17 protein-coding genes are annotated in these 19,800 nt (G+C 52.9%); 8 read left to right on the top strand and 9 right to left on the bottom strand.

The window, feature by feature from the left end; translation table 11 throughout:
* Window positions 1-199 precede the first annotated feature (199 nt).
* The 5 genes from K3T83_RS25500 to K3T83_RS25480 form a co-directional block, all read right to left on the bottom strand.
* Window positions 200-1,546, bottom strand: coding sequence for an acetoin dehydrogenase dihydrolipoyllysine-residue acetyltransferase subunit (locus tag K3T83_RS25500; RefSeq protein WP_220205741.1), 1,347 nt, complete (start codon window positions 1,544-1,546; stop codon window positions 200-202).
* A 63-nt stretch (window positions 1,547-1,609) separates the two neighbouring features.
* A complete protein-coding gene (locus tag K3T83_RS25495; RefSeq protein WP_220208300.1) occupies window positions 1,610-2,632 on the bottom strand; it encodes an alpha-ketoacid dehydrogenase subunit beta in 1,023 nt (340 codons plus the stop codon).
* A gap of 21 nt (window positions 2,633-2,653) precedes the next feature.
* Window positions 2,654-3,634, bottom strand: a complete 981-nt coding sequence (locus K3T83_RS25490) for a thiamine pyrophosphate-dependent dehydrogenase E1 component subunit alpha (RefSeq protein WP_220208299.1) — start codon at window positions 3,632-3,634, stop codon at window positions 2,654-2,656.
* Between the two features lie 77 nt (window positions 3,635-3,711).
* Complete coding sequence (locus K3T83_RS25485; protein WP_220205740.1) at window positions 3,712-4,725, bottom strand: NAD(+)/NADH kinase; 1,014 nt, start codon at window positions 4,723-4,725, stop codon at window positions 3,712-3,714.
* Window positions 4,726-5,129: 404 nt separating this feature from the next.
* Complete coding sequence (locus K3T83_RS25480; RefSeq protein ID WP_220205739.1) at window positions 5,130-6,332, bottom strand: MFS transporter; 1,203 nt, start codon at window positions 6,330-6,332, stop codon at window positions 5,130-5,132.
* Window positions 6,333-6,617: 285 nt separating this feature from the next.
* Between K3T83_RS25480 and K3T83_RS25475 the strand changes: the two genes are divergently transcribed.
* A complete protein-coding gene (locus tag K3T83_RS25475; protein ID WP_220205738.1) occupies window positions 6,618-7,604 on the top strand; it encodes a 2-hydroxyacid dehydrogenase in 987 nt (328 codons plus the stop codon).
* A gap of 21 nt (window positions 7,605-7,625) precedes the next feature.
* On the opposite strand, the gene K3T83_RS25470 is transcribed toward K3T83_RS25475, so the two are convergent.
* A complete protein-coding gene (locus tag K3T83_RS25470; protein ID WP_220205737.1) occupies window positions 7,626-8,804 on the bottom strand; it encodes a trans-sulfuration enzyme family protein in 1,179 nt (392 codons plus the stop codon).
* A 176-nt stretch (window positions 8,805-8,980) separates the two neighbouring features.
* The gene (locus K3T83_RS25465) at window positions 8,981-10,234 is read right to left on the bottom strand and encodes an MFS transporter (protein ID WP_220205736.1); all 1,254 of its coding nucleotides are present in this window, start codon (window positions 10,232-10,234) and stop codon (window positions 8,981-8,983) included.
* Window positions 10,235-10,618: 384 nt separating this feature from the next.
* Between K3T83_RS25465 and K3T83_RS25460 the strand changes: the two genes are divergently transcribed.
* The 5 genes from K3T83_RS25460 (at window position 10,619) to K3T83_RS25440 (ending at window position 14,002) form a co-directional block, all read left to right on the top strand.
* Window positions 10,619-11,167 (top strand): RNA polymerase sigma factor, encoded by a 549-nt coding sequence (locus K3T83_RS25460; protein ID WP_220205735.1) that lies wholly within the window; start codon window positions 10,619-10,621, stop codon window positions 11,165-11,167.
* Window positions 11,167-11,607 (top strand): hypothetical protein, encoded by a 441-nt coding sequence (locus tag K3T83_RS25455; RefSeq protein WP_220205734.1) that lies wholly within the window; start codon window positions 11,167-11,169, stop codon window positions 11,605-11,607. The genes K3T83_RS25460 and K3T83_RS25455 overlap by 1 nt, the downstream gene beginning before the upstream one ends.
* A gap of 58 nt (window positions 11,608-11,665) precedes the next feature.
* Window positions 11,666-12,694: a biotin synthase BioB gene (bioB, locus tag K3T83_RS25450; RefSeq protein WP_220205733.1), complete on the top strand. Its 1,029-nt coding sequence runs from the start codon at window positions 11,666-11,668 to the stop codon at window positions 12,692-12,694.
* 53 nt (window positions 12,695-12,747) lie between these two features.
* Window positions 12,748-13,362: a biotin transporter BioY gene (locus tag K3T83_RS25445; protein WP_220205732.1), complete on the top strand. Its 615-nt coding sequence runs from the start codon at window positions 12,748-12,750 to the stop codon at window positions 13,360-13,362.
* 412 nt (window positions 13,363-13,774) lie between these two features.
* On the top strand, window positions 13,775-14,002 hold the full coding sequence (locus K3T83_RS25440) for a hypothetical protein (protein ID WP_220205731.1): 228 nt from the start codon (window positions 13,775-13,777) through the stop codon (window positions 14,000-14,002).
* Window positions 14,003-14,048: 46 nt separating this feature from the next.
* Here K3T83_RS25440 and K3T83_RS25435 read toward each other — a convergent pair whose 3' ends face one another.
* A complete protein-coding gene (locus K3T83_RS25435) occupies window positions 14,049-15,545 on the bottom strand; it encodes a flavin-containing monooxygenase (RefSeq protein ID WP_236064988.1) in 1,497 nt (498 codons plus the stop codon).
* Window positions 15,546-15,807: 262 nt separating this feature from the next.
* On the opposite strand from K3T83_RS25435, the gene K3T83_RS25430 reads away from it, so the two are divergent.
* Together K3T83_RS25430 and K3T83_RS25425 are read left to right on the top strand one after the other, a co-directional pair.
* Window positions 15,808-17,559: a serine/threonine protein kinase gene (locus K3T83_RS25430; RefSeq protein ID WP_220205730.1), complete on the top strand. Its 1,752-nt coding sequence runs from the start codon at window positions 15,808-15,810 to the stop codon at window positions 17,557-17,559.
* A gap of 129 nt (window positions 17,560-17,688) precedes the next feature.
* Entirely contained in the window at window positions 17,689-18,321 is a 633-nt protein-coding gene (locus K3T83_RS25425; protein WP_220205729.1) for a hypothetical protein, read from the top strand.
* A gap of 141 nt (window positions 18,322-18,462) precedes the next feature.
* Here the strand turns inward: K3T83_RS25425 and K3T83_RS25420 are convergent, their stop codons facing one another.
* Entirely contained in the window at window positions 18,463-19,635 is a 1,173-nt protein-coding gene (locus K3T83_RS25420; protein ID WP_220205728.1) for a hypothetical protein, read from the bottom strand.
* Between the last annotated feature and the right edge of the window lie 165 nt (window positions 19,636-19,800).

Genomic DNA, 19,800 nt, shown 5'->3' with positions numbered 1-19,800 from the left:
AAGGCTGTTATTCAATTGTTCAGGTAAGCGAGGACAAGCCATCGCCCCTACCATATTACGAACACCTACACGAGGACTCACTCTGATAATTTCACACCACAATTAAATCGACCTGTATGAAAACATCATAACATCTTTTTCTTCTACCTGGCAAGCAGTGAAGCCAGCGCACTATCTTTTGCAACGTGAATTCGCTCTTCTATGCTGCACTGAGAAACTGCATAACAATCTCGTTAAATCGCTCGCTGCTCTCAATATATGGGCAATGAGCGCAATCCGCGAAAACCGTAATCTGTATACGAGGCGATGTGGCAGCTTGAGCGTGCGCAACCGGGAGTATTTCATCGGCAGCGCCCCAGATCAGCAATACAGGCTTCTCACATCCAGCTAGCGTGGGGCGGAGATCGATCCGCTGCTGCCCATCCTGAAATGCTGCATCGGCCATTGCCAGCAGCGCCTCTCTCGCTCCCGGCTGACGACGCAACTGGCAGAGCTGCTCAATCAACGCTGGCTGAACAAGATCGGCATTGGCAAAAAAGCAGGCCAGTTCCGCCTGGATATGCTCCGGGGTTGGCTCCTTATGCACCAGATGCAGGAACGCCTCATCAACTTCTTTCCCTAACCCAACGCTATCTACCAGCACCAACCGCTCGACCTGCTCAGCATAACGACTCGCGAAATCTAAGGCGATGGCCCCACCAAGCGAGTGCCCCACCAGATTCACACGCTGCCAGTCTGGTCCAAGCGCCTGCAAGAAACGTGCGAGAAAGTCGGCCAGCGCATTGACGCTATAAGGCACCTCTGGCTTGGCACTCTCACCAGCACCGACGAGATCGAGCGCACAGGTCCGAAAGCGAGCGGCAAATGCAGGCAGGTTCAGCGCCCAGGTGGTGAGCGAGCCGCCAAGCCCATGCACAAACACGACGTGCGGCGCGTTCGTTGGACCAGCAAGCAAACAATGTACGGCAACGCCACCAACATCAATGGTGCGCTCTTCCGACTCCTCTGAAGAAGCTGCTCGCACCTCTTCAGCGGCACGCAGAACATCTTCGCGCCCAATCATGCCCTTTGGCCCGGTGCCAACCAGCGTTGTGAGATCGACACCCAACTCCTGCGCAAGCCTTCGGGCCGCGGGCGATGCCTGCACACGCTCTCCCTCGCTTCTCGCCACTCGCGTTCCTCCAGCAGCAGCAGTCGCAGTTGCTTTCGCGGTGCTACGCTTTTTTGTCAGCGCCTCGGCCTGCTGCCGCCTCGCCTCAGCATCTTCACGCAATAGCGTTGCCACCTGCTCATCAGATAGCTCCTCGCCCTGAGCCACGATCACGGCCAATGGTTCGCTGACCGCCGTACTATCGCCCTCCTCCACAACAAGCAGGCGAACAATGCCGCTTGCTGGTGCCTCTACCTCGTTCACGGCCTTCTCGCTCTCAATCTCAGCAATCGGCTCGCCCTGTTGCACGATGTCGCCGGGCCGCTTGAGCCATTCCACCACGCGCCCAGTCTTCATCGCCAGACCCCATTTTGGCATGCTTAAAATAGTCGCCATAGAACCCTCCGCTCATAGAGAAACAGCAGGACGAACCCGCTGTTTCCCGTCCTTCACTGGTTGTTAACCCATGATTTCCTGCACAGTAGCAACGATGCGCTCCGGGCTGGGCACATAGAATTGTTCCAGCGGTGGACTGAAAGGGACCGGCGTATGAGGGGCTGTCACCAGTTTGATAGGTGCGTCGAGTTCCGTAAAGGCTTTATCGGCCACTAGCGCCGCGATATCGGTTGCGGCACTGCAACGGGGGTTATCCTCATCAACCACGAGCAGACGATGCGTTTTAGCGACCGATTGCAGAATCGTTTCCTCATCCAGTGGCGACAACGTACGCGGATCGACGATCTCTGCTGAGATGCCATCGGCGGCCAGCGCTTCGGCGGCGGTCAGTGCTTGATGAACCATGCGCGAGATCGCAACAATGGTCACATCGCTCCCTTCGCGCTTGATGTCCGCCTTGCCAAAGGGAATAGTATACTCGCTCTCTGGCACCTCGCCGCTCATGGCATAGAGCATCTTGTTCTCAAACACCACCACCAGATCATCGTCGCGAATCGCTGTGGCAAGCAGCCCTTTGGCATCCGCGGGCGTAGAAGGTATTACAGTCTTTATGCCTGGCATGTGCGTAAAAACTGAATAATGCGTACCACTATGCTGTCCGGCAGCTCCCATGCCAGCACCAATCATAGTACGGATGACCAGCGGACATTTTGCTTTGCCACCAAACATATAGCGCAGCTTAGCCCCCTGATCGAAGATCATATCCCAACAGACGCCAAAGAAATCGACAAACATTAGCTCCACAACCGGACGCAAACCCGTTGTAGCGGCTCCAACAGCAGCACCGATAAAGCCCGCCTCCGTAATGGGAGTGTCCAGCACGCGGTCACGACCAAACTCCTGCACCAGCCCCTTCGTTACGCCCAGCACACCACCCCAGGCATCGTCTTGCTCGAAATTCGCAATGCCCGCACCACCGGCGACATCCTCGCCCATCAAGATTACGCGTGGATCACGGCGCATCTCCAACCGCAGCGCCTCATTGATCGCCTGTGCATAAGTCAACTGGCGAATTGCAATAGCCATCATCGTTCTCCTTCTTTTGCGCTAGGGATAGCTAACGTAGACATCGGTGAGTGCCTCTTCCGGAGCGGGATAGGGCATCCCCTCGGCAAATTTCCAGGCATCATCAATGCTGCTGGCTTCGCGCTGGTCAATGGCATCCAGTTCTGCCACCGTCGCAATGCCGCGCGCCTCCAGGGTTCGGCGCAGGGCAACAATGGGGTCACGATCTCGATAGGAGGCGAGTTCTTCTTTCGTGCGATAAGTTATGGTGTCGCCCTCAAAATGACCATAGTAGCGGTAAGTTTTGCATTCAATCAGGCTTGGCCCCTCACCACGTCGAGCACGAGCGATAGCCTCACCAGCCGCTTCATAGACGGCGAGTACATCCAGACCATCAACGGTCACACCGGGCATATCGTAGCTGACGGCGCGTTCGGCGATATCGCGGCAGCTCATATGATAAGTAACAGGGGTTGATTCGGCATAGCCGTTATTTTCGGCCACAAAAATAACCGGCAATTTCCAGATGCTCGCCAGATTCAGGCTCTCGTGAAAGGTGCCCTGATTCGCGGCCCCATCGCCGAAGAAGCAAACGGCGACCTGCCCACGCCTGTTCTGTTTCGCGGTCAGTCCCGCTCCCGTCGCCAGCGGGAACCCTCCGCCCACAATCCCGTTCGCGCCAAGCATGCCCTTGTGTACATCGGCGATATGCATCGAGCCGCCCTTACCACGACAGGCACCGGCCTCGCGTCCTAGCAATTCTGCGACCATCTCGCGCACATCAACGCCCTTCGCGATACAATGTCCATGTCCCCGGTGATGACTGGTAATAAAATCGTCGTCGGTCAGATGGCTACAGACACCAACCGCGACGGCCTCCTCACCAGCATAGAGATGCACAAAGCCAGGCACTTTCCCGGCTGCAAATTCACGTCCTGCCCGTTCTTCAAATTGTCGTATCTTCACCATTTGCTCATACATCTTGAGCAGCAGCGCAGAATCGGGCGTTTGCATACGATGCATAGTGTCCTGTTGCGTTGACATAAACTTTCTCCTCACTGAGCAACACAGGCATAACCTCTCACGATCAAAAAGGATGATTAACGATGCAGAGAACCGGAACGGGCCGCAGCCGCCAGCGCCGCCGCCACATCGACCACAACGGGACCATCGGCACACAACCGTACCTCAATACTGGTTGTCGCTAAACATTCAATCTCGCGCTCACCATCCAGCGCAATCGTGCCGACAGATTGCTGAAGCTGAACAACATCATCTACAGCAAGACGGCGGTGGCTCCTGACACCCACCCATTGCACCAGCCCAGGCGCTAACGCTGCCAATACCTCTTTTCCTCCTGATCCCAGCACGACATGCATTCCCGGCCGCTGATCCGCATCCATTTCATGATCCAGCAGCATGCCACCAAGAGAAGAGAGGCCAATCGTGGCTGGTGCCACACGAGCCAGCACCACCTCACGGACCAGATCGAGATCCCAGATAGCCCTGGTTCCAACGAAAGGATAGGCTGAGGCGACGACATCCACCAGCGCATACTCCCTGACGGCTCCATCGACGCTCACCTCCATCCAGGGAGAGCGATAAGACGTGGTGTAACCAACATCGCTATTGGCTATCAAACCGGCAGCGATGCCTGCCAGGGTGCCTTCGATAAACGAAGGGAAGACGTTGTTCGTACCGGTGGAAATGGCAATCAACGGGACGGCTCCGCTCCCCTTTGCCACTGCGCGATTCGTGCCATCGCCGCCCAGCGTGATGATACAACCCGCTCCGGCTTCGGCAAGCAAGGTCGCGGCGAGCGTGGAATCGGCGCTGGTGCCAGCGAGCGGCATGGTCAGCGGCTCGACTGTAAGCGCGGCATAGGTCGATGCGCGTTGCCCCGAGCGTTCAGCGAGCGCACGAGGCACGATCCCAAAGTCGTGTTCGGGCATATAGGCAACGCGTGTCGCGCCAACCGAAGCCAGTCCGACCAGTACGCGACGGATGATCGCCGTCTTCTCATTGTTATCAAAGACGGTGCCATGAGCAACCAGGCGGCGAATATCGCGACCAGATGCAGGATTCGCAATAATGCCCACAAGAGATGGAGACATGAGGCTTTACTTCTAGAAATATGCTGTTAGCCGCCCTACAAAGAAGCACTCATGATGATAGCTATGACTTTGCTACGAGGTTTCGGTGATTGGTTGTGAGATGAAAGAGACACTCAGTTTTTATAGCATAAAAAAATCCCGTTGTACAGTGGACGGGAAAATATTGTGCAGGCAAGCGATGTTGCTTATACTATTTGAATAGCTCTTTTCGGAGATAAAAGGAGTTTGTACGGACCTGATTTATCACGTCCCCTGATTTATCCATTACCTAGCGAAATGATTCTCTTAATCACTATTTCTAACGATCATCTTGCGCAATCCAACATTTCTTGATGAATTATAGGATAAATCGGGGACGTGATAAATCAGGTCCGTACAAATTTTTTCATTCCTCACAGGCACAACTATGAGATCAATTCTTGCGGCTCTACCAACTGCCCCTCGCTCTGGTTTTGTTGGAGAGGAGCATGACCGACCGTGCGAGCCAGCAACAAAATGCCCACACCGAGCAAAACTGCCAGACCCAGAGAGCCACGTAGCGTGATGATATCGGCGACATGGCCGAAAAGCGGCGGACCGATCAGAGAGCCGCTATAGGCCACCGTAGCCACCGCAGCCAGCGCCACAGCAGGCGACATACCCGGCATGCGACCAGCAGCACTAAACGCGAGAGGCGCAACGCACGCCAGCCCAACACCAACAAAGCAAAACCCTACAATAGCGACAACCGGATGTGGGATCAGCAGAGCCAGACATAAGCCCAGTATTGTAAGACCACCGCTGAGCTGTACCTGCCTGACGGGACCGAGAAGCTGCGTTAAACGATCACCGGTCAAACGCGCAACTGTCATCGCGAACGAGTAAAATGCAAATCCTGCCGCCGCAATGCTGGTGCTGGTTCCCAGCGTGCTATGGAGATAGACGCCGCTCCAATCGGTGATTGCTCCTTCGCACATAAAGGAACAGAACGCGATAAAACCCAGGCCCAATAAGGCTTTTGTAGGACGTGCGAAGATAGGCGTTTGCTTGCTTGACTCCGGGGCAATCGGCAACAGCCAACGGCTCACAATCAGCACGCTCACAGCCAATATTGCCGCTACAGCCAGAAAGTGCGGCAGAGGAGCGATATTCAATCCCGCCATGATTCCGCCAATGGATGCCCCGACAATACTGCCCATACTCCACAATCCATGAAAAGAGGACATAATTGGACGGCCATAACTCTCTTCTACAGCGGAGCCTTGCGCGTTCATCGCCACATCTAACATGCTCGTTCCACCTCCAAAAAGCGTCAGGGCTAGCCCAAGCAGCAGTGGATTGGGAGCCAGCGCAGGCAGCACCAGCGAAGCGCTGAAGAATAGGCCACCAATTATGGTCGTCAGGCGGCTTCCCAGACGAGCGATCAACAGGCCAGTAAGTGGGAAAGCTGCTATCGCTCCCGCCGCTGCTCCCCACAGCGAGAAGCCCAATGTGCCTGTATCCAGATGCAACTGCTGCTGAACAGTGGGGATGCGTGCGGCCCAGCTTGACATCAATGTGCCATGAAACAGGAAGATGAGCGAGATAGAGATACGCGCCGCTTTTAACGGATTCTGCTTTGAGGACAAAATAAGGCTCCCTTGCTTTGAAAGAAAGATGCATATGTGTGATATGCTTATAAGTAATACACTTTTGAAAGTGTACACTTAAAATCGCGCAAATTCAAGGGTAAATATGCACAGATCACAGCATATTCCGGCATGATTGTGTAATTTCATGCAGAAACCGGCAAGCAGAAGGATGTGTTTGACCAATTTGCGGTGCCAGCGAAGCCACATGCTCCCTTCAATGATGGGCATAGCAGCCTGTCTTTCGTTCTAAAAGACCAGGATTACACCCAAAAAGGATGAAGCATGAAAATTTTGTTTGGCAAAGAATATTTTGCACCTGACTTGCATTGGGAAAACCTTGCTCCCCTCTTGCTGGGCCACGAAATCATCGTTTCGACACGTGAAACGCTGGCCTCATCTATCGATGATGTTGATATCGTGGTCCCATTCTGGACACCAATGGGGCGCGATCTACTTCAGCGGGGAAAGTTTGGCCTCATTCAACAATTCGGTGTGGGATTAGATCTGATCGATGTACATGCAGCCACCGAAGCTGGCATCTGGGTCGCGCGCCTGCCAGCTGCCGGCACGGGCAACGCCGATTCGGTCGCTGAACATGCCATTTTACTCATGTTATCCCTCTCACGCCACCTCAAACAATGCGAGGTCTCTGTCCAGACGCAACGTTGGGGACAGCCATCTGGCAACGCCCTGCTGGGTAAAACAGTTTGTATCGTCGGGCTGGGCGACATCGGGAGTGCGCTTGCGATACGCCTCAACGCCTTTGGCATGCAGCTCATAGGCGTGCGTCAACATCCTGAACGCGGCGCACCTGCGGGAACTCGTTTCCAGCATATCTATCCCACCAGTGCTCTGCACACCGCTCTGCACGACGCCGATTACGTCATCGCCTCCGTGAACTACGACCAGAACAGCCACCATTTATTCAACGAGGCGACGTTAGCTGCTATGAAACCTGGCGCCTATCTGATTAATATCGCACGCGGTGGTCTGGTGGATCACGATGCGCTCTTGCAGGCGCTGGAAAGTGGACACCTTGCAGGTGCGGGCCTCGATGTCTTCTGGGAAGAGCCAGTCGATCCTGCACATCCTCTTTTCCAGCAAAATGTCGTGGCGACACCGCATATTGCAGGTATTACCGATGCGTTTTATCAAAACGGCGCACGCGTCCTGGCCGAGAATATTGCTCGCTATGCTCGCGGCGAGACGCTCCGCTACGTGGTCAATCAGCCCGCTCGACCACGCTATCCACTAGATAAACCAGAATAGTAGCAGGAGGCGCAAACGGGATCAGGAGAGTGCCTGCTCAAGATCGGCGATGATATCGGCAGAGTCTTCAATGCCAGCGGAGAGCCGCACCAGCCCTCTCTCTACGCCCAACGAACATAGCACGTCATCGGGCAACCCATAATGGCTGGTGGCGTAGGGATAGGCAAGTGTGGTGGTCACGTCGCCGAGGCTGGGAGCAAAGACGATCAATTTGAGCCTCTCAACCAACCGTTGCACCGCCTCCATCTCGCCATTCAGAGTAAAAGAGAGCATACCACCATAGCCATTGGGATAGAGCTGGCTGGCGAACTCATAGTGTGGATGCATGGATAATCCTGGGAAATAAACCGCCTCTACAGCGGGATGTCGTGCGAGATAGTCGGCAATGGCCTGAGCATTCCGACAATGGGCCGCCATACGCAATGGCAACGTCGGCAAACCCAGCAACGTTAACCATGCATCCATCGCACTCTGACAGCCGCCCAGTTGCGCGATCTTCTGACGAATAGCCCCTATCAACGTATGCTCCCCGGTCGCCACACCACCAACCGCCGCGCTATGGCCACCGAGATATTTAGCGATAGAATGCCAGGAGATCGCCGCGCCATACTCTAGAGGACGGATCAGCGCAGGAGAGGCGAACGTTGCATCGACAATTACCGGCACATCATAGCGCTCTCCAAGCATGCAAAGCGCTGGCAAATCGCAGATACGCATGGTCGGGTTGGTAATAGCCTCAACGAAGAGCGCCTTTGCTCCCTTCCGCAACGCATAACTCACCTCGTCCAGATCGCAGGCATCCACCAGTTGCGTCTGTATGCCGAGGCGAGGCAGCTCCTCCGTCAAAAATGTGTACGTGCCGCCATATAGATGTCGATCCGCAACAAGATAGTCGCCAGCACTGGCAAGCGTGAAAGCAATAGCCGTCAGTATCGCCGTGCCAGAGGCCGCAAGCGCTGCATCCTCGCCTCCCTCTAATTCGCACATTGCCCCCTCCAAAGCATCGTGCGTTGGCGTGCCGTAGCGATAATAGCTGTGGCTATGTTTATCGGGATTGAGCGTATCCAGATCTTCCAGATGTTCATAGGCGAAGACGGTGCTCTGATAGATGGGCGGCGTCAGTGGGCGCGAGACGGAAGGACGCGCGGGACCACGACCGGCATGCGCGGATCGTGTTGAGAACGAGGCGAAACGGGACATCAACAATCTCCTGATGCGTTCTAGTACGCTTGCAAGAGCGAGCATCCTGATCGTGGTAGTGAGTGGATGAGCTGCGGCTCTTGTTTCGACAAAAGTAACACGCTGCACAGGGGCAATAATTTACACGCACATTGCCTGCCGGGAAGACGCGTCCCTGCACCTTCCCGGCATTGGCCCTATCTGGCCCCGCGCCAGCTTGTACAGCTTGCTACAACCGTACTCAGCAACAAACCAGCTGCTACCAAGCCCAGCGAGAAGCGTGGCCCAATGGCAACGAGCAGCCCGCCACCAACTGCCGCCCCAACCGACTCGATGCCAAAGGTAAGCAAACGAAACGAGCTATTGACGCGCCCTTGCAGTTCGTCAGGAGCAAGCGAGAGGCGATAGGATACCACCGCAACAGCATAAACAGGCCAGATCAGGCCAACCAACGCCCGGCTGACGATCAGCAAAACGGCAGAGTTTGCCAGCGTCGCCATCAGCAGAGCAACGCTCCAGATCAACAGCGAGCCGATAATGATCTGTCCCAGGCGTAAACGCTCTTTGATCCAGGGAGCAAGCAGTCCACCCAGCAGTCCACCAACGCCATCAGCACTGAGAATCAAGCCGAGCAACAGGGTATTGAGGTGCAACTGATCGCGTACCAGCACAATGATATCAAGCCTGATCCCGGCCTGGAAGAAATTCACGCTCATCGTCAGCAGCGCCAGCATCCGTAACAGGCGTTGTTGCCACAGAAAGCGCAATCCCTCGATCATCTCCTTCCAGAGCGAGCGCTTTTGCACCAGGACGCGTTCGGTTTGAAACGAAGTGCGAATACAGCCGAGCGAGAGGGCCGAGACCAGATAGGAGATGCTATCGATCAAGTAAGCAAGGATGGTTCCTATGATCGTGGTTCGTGCCAGACTGATGATCAGCGCTCCCAGATTGGGACCGAGCAGCGAGGCTAGATAGGTCGTGACCTCGTCCATCGCATAGGCTCGCGGCACATGGTCGGGATGAACTACTCGTGGCAGCGATGAGAGCTGTGCCAGCTCAAACAGCACTCTGGCCGTTCCCTCGATAAAGGCCACGAGATATAACTGCGCGACGGTCAGGTGTCCCAGAAGAAAGGCCAGCGGCACCGAGCCAAGCGCCAGCCAGCGCACTATATCGCAGACAATCATAACCAGCTTGCGATCCCAGCGATCTATCAGTGCTCCAACTGGTAGGCTAAAAAGGAGATACGGAACCATTTGAATAGCCGCCACCAGCCCGGCCTGGACAGGCGAATGCACCAGGATCAACACCAGCAACGGCAGTGCCAGTTCAGAAACGCTACTGCCCAGCGTGGAAACCACCTGCCCACTCCAGAGCAGCAGAAAATCACCATTCCGCCAGAACGAACCGGCCTGTTTTGTGTGAGTCGTTTCTTCCATAAAGATTATCAAAAGCTCCTTTTTCCTGTTATCAATTCTATCAAATGTTTTATGATAACGAGAAAGAGGCGGAGCACGTGGAAAGTGAGCAACAGAAATAGCCCCGCAACAATGTGGTCGGAGCGTGAGAGGATAACTGTTTATTGATCGATGAGTTAGCGATTGGTGGAAGATGCTAACTCATCAGGGCGTCTCAATAGAATGTGTTCATCACTTTTTAAAACTTTCTGGACGAGCTTTATCCGATATTTCTAGAATAGCTTACCTGTCAATAATCATTGCAGCCGTCTTATTTCCCCAGCAAAAAATGTAACACTTCTGCTCCTCTGTCGTTGCATAGAATGAATAACTGAAGAGAGTACACATTCAAGTGGAAGATATGGGTATAGTATTACGATGTTCCGAAGACCAGCATTTTCCCAGGAAGAGCAATATTCGCTACCCGCTTGCTTGTATCAACGGTATGCGGTGAAGCTTTTCTCCTATGTCTGTCGCCACGTCTCGACGAGAGAGGATGCGGAAGATCTCCTTTTAGAAGTTTTTCTTGCGCTTCTTGAACACGAACATACGCTTGCCGCAAGGAGCGAGGACGAGCAACGAGCCTGGCTCTGGACGGTCGCTCGCAATAAGGTGATTGATTTTCACAAACGCCTCGCTCGCCGTCAGCAGACGAACCCTTTTCAGCAGGCGAGCGAGGTTGTCGATGACGAGCGCAATACGCCTGAAGCAGTGCTGCTACAGAAGGAGGATTACCACCACCTGCATAGTTTCGTGCAAAGCCTCCCCGCAAAGCAGCAAGAAGTCCTCCAATTGCATTTCGGCTGCGGGCTCAATTGTGTGGAAATTGCCGCCGTCGTGCGCAAGCGAGAGGGAGCTGTACGCACCATGCTATCGCGTACACTCAATAGGTTGCGCACTATGTATAGAAACAGAGGGACCAACTGATGGAAGAAACACATTCAGCATTTTCGCCCCGGATAGTCGAACAACAAATCGCACATTATTTGCTTCCGTCAACCAATGAAGATGCGGCTCACGCTCTTGAGCGCGAAATGATCGACGATCTCCAGAACTACTATCTGCCTGCCGATTATGACGCGTCTCTCCAACGGGTCTGGCTTCGCTTTCTCGCACAGCAACACATAATTGAACAGCGATCCACCCAACCTTCTCTCGCACAGGCCAGAATTATCGACCTCACGCGCCGAAGAAAATATCGCTGGCAACCTCAAAGGTTCGCTATTGTACCCGGTCAGGTCAGGCTCGCCCAATATGTGGGGATTGCAACAATTATCATGGCTTTCGCGCTCGTTCTTGGTCGGTTGATATATATGTTTGCAAGGCACAAAACATCCATCCAAACGCCACTTTCAGCAACACAATGAATACACATGACAATGACCAAAAAAAGAAAGATCACTCAGCAAAAGAGGTCTATCCATTATGGAACACAATCACTATTTTCAAGCGCTGGCAGACAAATCTATCGCTGGCGAAACGCTCACACGCACAGAGTGCCAGGCGATCTTGCACTGCTCCGATACACACCTGCTGGATCTGCTGAGCGCTACATTTCGCGTCCGAGAACATTTCTGTGGCAGACGCATGCACTTACACATGCTCATCAACGCCAAAAGCGGTCTCTGCCCCGAAGATTGCCACTACTGCTCGCAATCGCGCATCTCGACCGCCGATATTGAGCGCTACCCGATGGTCAGCATGCAGCGGTTGCTTGAACAGGCTCATGTCGCGAAACAAGCCAGATGTCGCCGTTATTGCATCGTGATCAGCACGCGTGGAGCGACTCAGCGCGAGATCAATTTTATCGCTCAGGCCGTCCGACGCATTAGAGAAGAGGTGGGGATAGCCTGCTGCTGTAGCCTGGGCCTCATTTCAGAAGAAAAGGCTCATCAGCTTTATGAAGCAGGCGTAGAGCAGTATAACCACAACATCAATACCAGTGAGCAATACTATCCTCAGATCTGTACTACCCACACCTACCAGGATCGTATCGAGACGCTCCAGGGCGCACGTCGAGCCGGGCTGAAATTGTGTTCGGGCGCGATTTTCGGGCAGGGAGAAAGCGAAGAAGATATCATCGATATCGCGTTGGCCCTGCGCGAACTGGAACCCCAATCGATTCCGGTTAACTTCCTATTCGCCATCAAAGGCACCCCCTTTGAACACTATAAGCAATCCTTGAGTCCCAACGACTGTTTGCGTATCCTCTGTCTGATCCGTCTGCTCAATCCCGGTCAGGAGGTCCGCCTCTCCGCAGCCCGTGAGCGTTATCTTCGTAGCTTACAGCCGCTCGCGCTCTATGTGGCCAACTCGGTCTTCGTTTCGGGCTACCTCACAGAACCAGGAGAAGACTATCATGAAACATGGCAGATGATAGCAGATCTGGGTTTTGAACTGGAGGAACATCCAATCAACGAAGAGACAACATGTACACCGGACGCCTGTTCGTAAGGTAGACATTGTCTATGAATGTATTATTTCATTGCAAAAGGAGCTTTTACTCTATGGCGATTACCGCAACAACTATTGTCGATACCATCATTCCTATACCTCAGCAACGGGTAAGCATATTCGCCCGTGATGTCGCGTTGATCATTGCCGGTAGCATCCTGCTGGCCCTGAGTTCACGCATGAGCTTTTATCTGTTCTCCCCCTACGTCCCTTTTACAATGCAGCCATTCGCCGTGATGCTCTTAGCTGCGACATTAGGAAGTCGGAGAGGAACCTTGACGATGTTGCTCTTTCTTGCGGAGGGAGCCACCGGGCTGCCGGTCTTTGTCAATGGTGGTGGCATCGCTTATCTATTAACACAACCAACCGCTGGATACCTGTTCTCCTACCCAGTTGCAGCATTTCTCATTGGCTGGTGCTGTGAGCGTCAACTGGATCGTCGCTACACAACCGCGATCTGGGCCATGCTGCCCGGGCTGCTGGCAATCTATCTTATCGGTCTCACCTGGCTCACCTTCTGGTTGCATGGTGATCTGCCGAAAGCGTTCACCACCGGCATGCTCCCATTCTTTGTGCCAGACCTGATCAAACTCGCTGCGGCCAGCTTGCTCCTGCCCTCTGCCTGGTCTCTTGTGCGCATGTTTCGCAGCAAAGCTATCGATAAATAAAACCTGATGAGACGTGATATTCATGTACATCTATTTGGAGAGGGATATTATGATGAGAGTAGCGAGAACGTTCTCGCTGCTCCTGGAGTCGCACAACGGCGTGCGACCCATCAACAGACAATATTTCTCCAACACAGCCTCATTTGTTTGCATATCGGCCTCTACAATCCCTCTACGCCTCTCTGTACATTTTTTAAGTCGCTAAGAAAAAAAGTGCAAGCCAACTGGTAATAGACTGTAAGATAGCTGGTAGTTTTTATGGTAGTTTTTACTCAATAGGAGAGATAAACTTGGAGCATACAGATGTGTATCATAACATACCATCTAGAGCTACTGTATCTCTTCGCGGAGGATCAGGCGATATAGTAGCAATCTAATTATATCATTAGATAACTGAGGAGGGATACTTTCCATGCACAGTGCTGAGAATAAGAGCGAGATTGCCCGGATCAGAGAGTTGATAGCGCTGGAGTATGAATCGGTGGAACTGGCAATCAAAGGCTTATCGGTCGCCTCACGACACGACTTTATCGCGAAACGGCAGCAAAACATTCAAGGTTATGTGGAAGATCTGGCAGTGATTGTGGGGGAGAGCGAGGCAACCAGGATGGCTTTTGAAAGCTGTCTCGGCATCGTCTAACAGAGCAAACAGGCATGATCATATATTTTCACCCGTGAATATGCGGTCATGCCTGCGGATCGGTGCGACGCGTAAACTCCATCGTTCCGTCATTCACGTGGTTCAAGCGCAAGCTCCACACGTCACGCAGATAATTCTGGTGCATCTTCCAGGGGTTGCTGGAACCCTGACGGGGCATCATATCTCGCGCTCGTTGAACGTAGCCCGAGGTAAGTGCCACCAGCATTGGTTCTTCAGCGATGGCGTGATCTCCGAGTCTTGGGGTACATTGGGCGTAGGCGTGCCGATCCATGTAGTTTAAGATCCGACACAGGCGCTGCGTAATCAGTTCGCACTTCAGCGTCCAGGAGGCGTTGATGTAGCCAAAGACGAAGGCGAGGTTGGGGATATCCCGGTACATCATACCTCTATAGATGAGCGTCCTGGCCAGATCCACAGGAACATCATCGACGACGAGTTGTACCCCACCCATGATCTTCATAGTCAGCCCTGTGGCAGTCACGATAATATCTGCCGCCAGATCATCGCCCGAACGGAGTTTGATGCCCTGCTCAGTGAACGCCTCAATCTGGTCCGTGACAATCGATACCTTGCCCGCCCTGATCGCAGCGAAGAAATCCCCATCTGGTGCCAAACACAGTCGTTGATCCCAGGGATTGTACGCAGGAGTCAAATGGGTCTCGATGTCATAGGAGTCACCAAGCTGCTGGCGCACCTGGTATAGGAGTTGTTCTTTCGCCACTTCAGGTCGGCGTCTTGTAAGGGTATAGAAGTAGATGCCAAACAGAATTGACTGCCAGCGCGCCAGACGATAGGCAAGCCAGGCAGGAAGAAAGCGGTGTATTCCTCTACCTTTGTCTACACTCGCGGAACGCGCAACAATATATGTAGGCGAGCGTTGAAGCATCGTAACGTGGGCTGCCTGCTCAGCCAGTGCTGGAGCTAACGTCACTGCGGTTGCCCCACTTCCGATGACCACCACCTGTTTTCCTGTATAGTCGAGATCAAGAGGCCAGTGCTGAGGATGGACGATGCGCCCGGTAAAGTGTTCGATCCCAGGCAAGACAGGCGTATATCCCTGCTCGTAATCGTAGTAGCCGGTACACATACAGAGAAAATTGCAGGTAACAGAAACAATCTTTTGCTCAGGCCCACATACTGCTTCAACCATCCAACGGGCCTCAGCAGAGAACCATGTGGCGCGCCGCACCTGGTGGTTGAACCGGATGTGCTGGTCAATACCAAACGTCGCCGCTGTTTCACGCAAGTACTGCAAGATGGACTGCCCATCGGCAATCACTTTTGCATCCTGCCACGGACGAAAGCTGTATCCAAGCGTGTACATATCAGAGTCGGAACGCACTCCTGGATACTGGAACAAATCCCATGTTCCCCCGCTTGCCTGGCGGCCTTCAAAAAGTGCAAATCGCTTCTGTGGGCAACGCGTCTGTAGATAATAGGCCATACAGATCCCGGAGATTCCAGCTCCGACAATAAGGACATCCAGATGCTCGATCGCTGTGTCTTTCTTTTCTGCCTTCACATTCGCCTCCTTGATCGGTAAATCCAATACTTTCGATATATACAATATATCATGCCCAATCTGTTCAGCAAATCCTCATGTATCAACATCTCAACGATTTGCCCCACGAAGTGGGTAAGCAAGATAAAGCATAAGATCCCGCTTGCCAGCAGAGTTTCATGTCGCTATAATAACGGCAATGCGATCATGACTCGTTCTTCATAAGTAAGCTCAAGATCCATTTGAGGCTGCTCTAAAGACAAAAGTAGAGAGAGAACGTTATATGATGAATCTTGTAGGAGTTCAATTCGGTGAATATCGTCTCGTAGAGAAGTTGGGGGGAGGTGGATGTGGCGATGTCTATCTAGGTGAGCATCAGCGCGATCATACCCAGGCGGCAGTCAAGATACTTCATCGTCCCCTCACTGGCAAAGAAGCGCTCAAAGACTTCATCAATGAGGCCCGCACCATACGCCTGAACCATCCACACATCATTCACCTTTTGGATTTTGGGGTTGGTGAGAACGATCTTCCCTTTCTGGTCATGGAGTTTGCGCCTCACGGGACATTGCGGGCACAACATCCAAAGGGTTCGATCCTCTCTGTGTCCACGGTCATCCATTACGTTCTACCCATTGCTCAGGCTCTCCAATACGCTCATGATCAACACCTCGTCCATCGCGATGTCAAGCCAGAAAATATGCTGCTCAATGCTCGCAATGACGTTCTGGTGAGCGACTTTGGCATCTCGACTATCGCCCAGAGTACCTCCTCTTCCAATTTGCAAGAAAGCGTTGCAGGGACCGTTCCCTACATGGCCCCCGAACAATTCAATGGCCAGCCGCGACCGGCGAGCGATCAGTACGCTCTGGCTGTGATGGTCTACGAATGGCTTTGTGGCAGACACCCTTTCCAGGGAACAACCGTAGAGGTCGCCATGCAACACCAGCTCGCCTCACCACCATCGCTGCGCCTGCACAACCCCCTGATTTCCGCCGATGTCGAACGCGTTGTCATGATTGCGCTCTCCAAAGATCCCAAACAGCGTTTTGCAAGCATCCACGCTTTTGCTACAGCCCTCAAGGCCGCCAGCCAACTCACCCCTGCGTCTCCCTCATCATCACCATTCTTACAAAATGGTGCAGCAAACCAGCTTCTCCCCAACTCCATCCCTACCGTTCTCCCCCACAATGCTCAGACCGCCGCCAACGGAGCAGAAACCGTTCCCACTCCTCCATTTCCATCTTTTCCCTCTACGCCTCCTACCTTTGCACAAATTCCTGGCACCGTCGAGATAAGACATGGACGCAAGAAGCACCAAAAAAGCCTGACCATCGCGCTCATCTCGCTGGCTCTCTTGTTGGTACTTGGCACGATGATCTACACTATTCCAGGAGGGATGGCTCTATTGATCCCGAGGACTATCACCACCCCCATCCCACATACAACGTCAACCACGGCTCCGACGCCAACTCCTCCCCTCCCCTACCCTCCTGCCAACTGGCATCAGGCGTTGTCTGATCCATTAAGTAAGCCTGACCACTGGCAGAACGGCTCAAATACGAACTTTGGAAGTAGTTGTCAGTTCAACGACGGCGCCCTTCACCTCACTCAGACGCAGGGAGGAACCTATTTTTGTCCCACCCCGACGCTTTCCTACAAAGATTTCACCTTTGAGGTCAAGGCCACCATCACAAAAGGCGAATGCGCCGGAATGACGTTTCGGGGCAGTACGCCGAGTACCTACTTCTTTGAAATTTGCCAGGGGGGACAGTACTATCTGATCCTCTACTTCCCCCATAGTAATACAACATTGATCAGTGACTCTTCGGCTGCCATTCAGACTACTCTCAACCAGCCCAACCTGATAGCCGTTGTAGCTATTGGGAACCACATCGAGCTTTACATTAATCACGCTCTCGTTCATAGTATCGATGATAGTACTGGAAGTAGTGGGGCGATCAACTTAGGGGTCAGTACCGATGGTCCTCTAACAGATACGGCTTTTACAGATGCCAAAGTCTGGACTCCTTAACAATTATGATGGCGTTCGCCGGCCCTTTAATACAGTATTATTTTTCCCTCCATCCCTCTTATTTTCTCCGATGTTGCAGGTATGCTTCAATTCCACGTATGTTTAGTGAGTTTAGTGAAAGGAAGGCAAATGACTGACCGACATGGGAGAAGTTTTGAAGTGCCGACAAGCTATCCAGAAAGCAGTAGACAACCGCCAACAAGTGGTGATGCTTTCCAATGGTATGCACAGCCAGCGAGCGCCGAGGCATTGGGATCGAACTCAGACTTACCCGGTAATCATGAATACAAAGCATACAGAGACCGTTTGCTACAGATGGAATGGGGAAACCGTCATAGGTCCGCCGCCTTTGAACCGGAATCATCGGGCAACCCTAAACTCCCTGAGGCTCCTTTAGACAAACGAGCGCTAGAAGCACGTTATCGACGAGATGTAATAAAGAAAGGTAATGAAGAATACAAGACTCGCCTGGAGAGCGTGAACAGATTTAACTGGGAAGAACAGGCAAATTTCGCGCGATCATACGCGGCAAAATTCAATAGGTCTGAATCAGTTCGGCAGGCACAACGGGATCATCGGCCTAATTGGACTCCGCTGGATAATTTAGCTCAACAGGCTGAGTTGGCTCGACTGGCACAAGGGGATCAGCAGGCTAATTGGACTCCACTGGCTGATTTGGCGCAAGCACAACGACATCAAATGAGCCAGGGACAACCACCACACCCCGAGTATCCAGGGCCAGGAGATGGTTTTCAGCAATAGTAAGCCGACGAACTCCTATACAAACTGATGACGCTCTTGCCCCCTATTTCTTTTTATGGAGTTCAATCATATTTTACTTACTTTGCTTAAAAAAAAAGTGGGTCATACCTTTTCGGTATGACCCACTTGCGCAGTAACTTGTTACAACTGCCAGAGTTTGAGATCGGAGAAGACGGCCTCAACGGTATCGCCCTCATTCTCGCCATTATAGACAACGGTGCCGATCTGCCCGCTGGTCAGCGTGCTATCAGTGGTCGAGGTCAACTGATGCCCATTGACGTACAGCGTGATCTTGCTGCCACGTGCAACCACGCCCAGTTGATTGGTGCCGGTCCCATTGAAGTAGGAGGTCGTATTTTTATCGAGCGTCTGCGGCTTTACACCTTTCTCAGTATACAGAAGCAACCAGTATGTACTATCGCTTTTCCTGAAAACAAAAGTATAATACCTGTATTGATTCTCATTACCTCGGAAAGAGATACCAGCCAGATCGCCTTGCGTAATTTGCATAGAGACTTGATAGGTAAAATTGCTATAATTCGTGTTCTTCGATGGACAGGTATAATACACATTAGCAGTCGTTTCGATAACATGATACCCATCGGACGCAAACTTACAGCCTTTATCCACATACCAGCCGACGCCCTTGCTGTTGTCCTTCAGCGGATCGCTAAACGTGAGCTTGTTGCTAAAAGGATAGTTTGAGACAACTGCGGTGGCGGTAGCATTCACCTGTGCAGTTGCCGTTGCCTTGCTTCCTGCATCGGCAGTAGCGGTAGCATGAGCATTATCGCTGGCAATCTGACTGTTGCGGGCTGAGATGCCGATAATTGCCACCAGACCACCCAGCACGACAAGCAAAGCCAGCACGATCAACACCGTCTTATTCCCCGATGGACGAGGAGCAGGCGGCGGTGCCACAGGATACGGTGGCGGCGCTCCATTACCCGGATAGGAATAGGGATTTGGTGGCGGCGCATTATTTACATAGGGATTTGGCGGCGCTCCATATGGATTGGACGGACCCGATGGCGGATTAGGATAGGGATACGGGTTCGCCGGTGGCGGCGCTCCATACGGATTCGCTGGACCCGACGCCGGATTTGCGGCAACCGTTGGCGGCACTCCATAGGGATCAATCGGCGTAGCACCAGGCGACGATGGCGGAGGCGGCGCTCCATATGGATTGGGTGGATAGCTCGGATAATTATTTGGATTTGAGCCAGGCTGGTTTGACGCATACACCGTCTCCTGATACGTTTGAGGCGGCTGCCCATCCTGGTTACCACCATAGGAGGTGGGATTGTGATTCATCGGTGTTTTTCTCCTTGACTACACAGCAGAGGAAGTACAATCTCCCGGCACAGCCTTTGCTCTTCCCCCCAGATATTTATGGTATCGCTATCATACTATAGGATATGGTAATAGTATAGGTAAAAACCGATAAAATTTCTGCAACCTCCTTCACAGGCTGGTTGT

The organism is Reticulibacter mediterranei (assembly GCF_016587455.1).
This window is presented reverse-complemented; position numbering and strand designations above follow the sequence as displayed.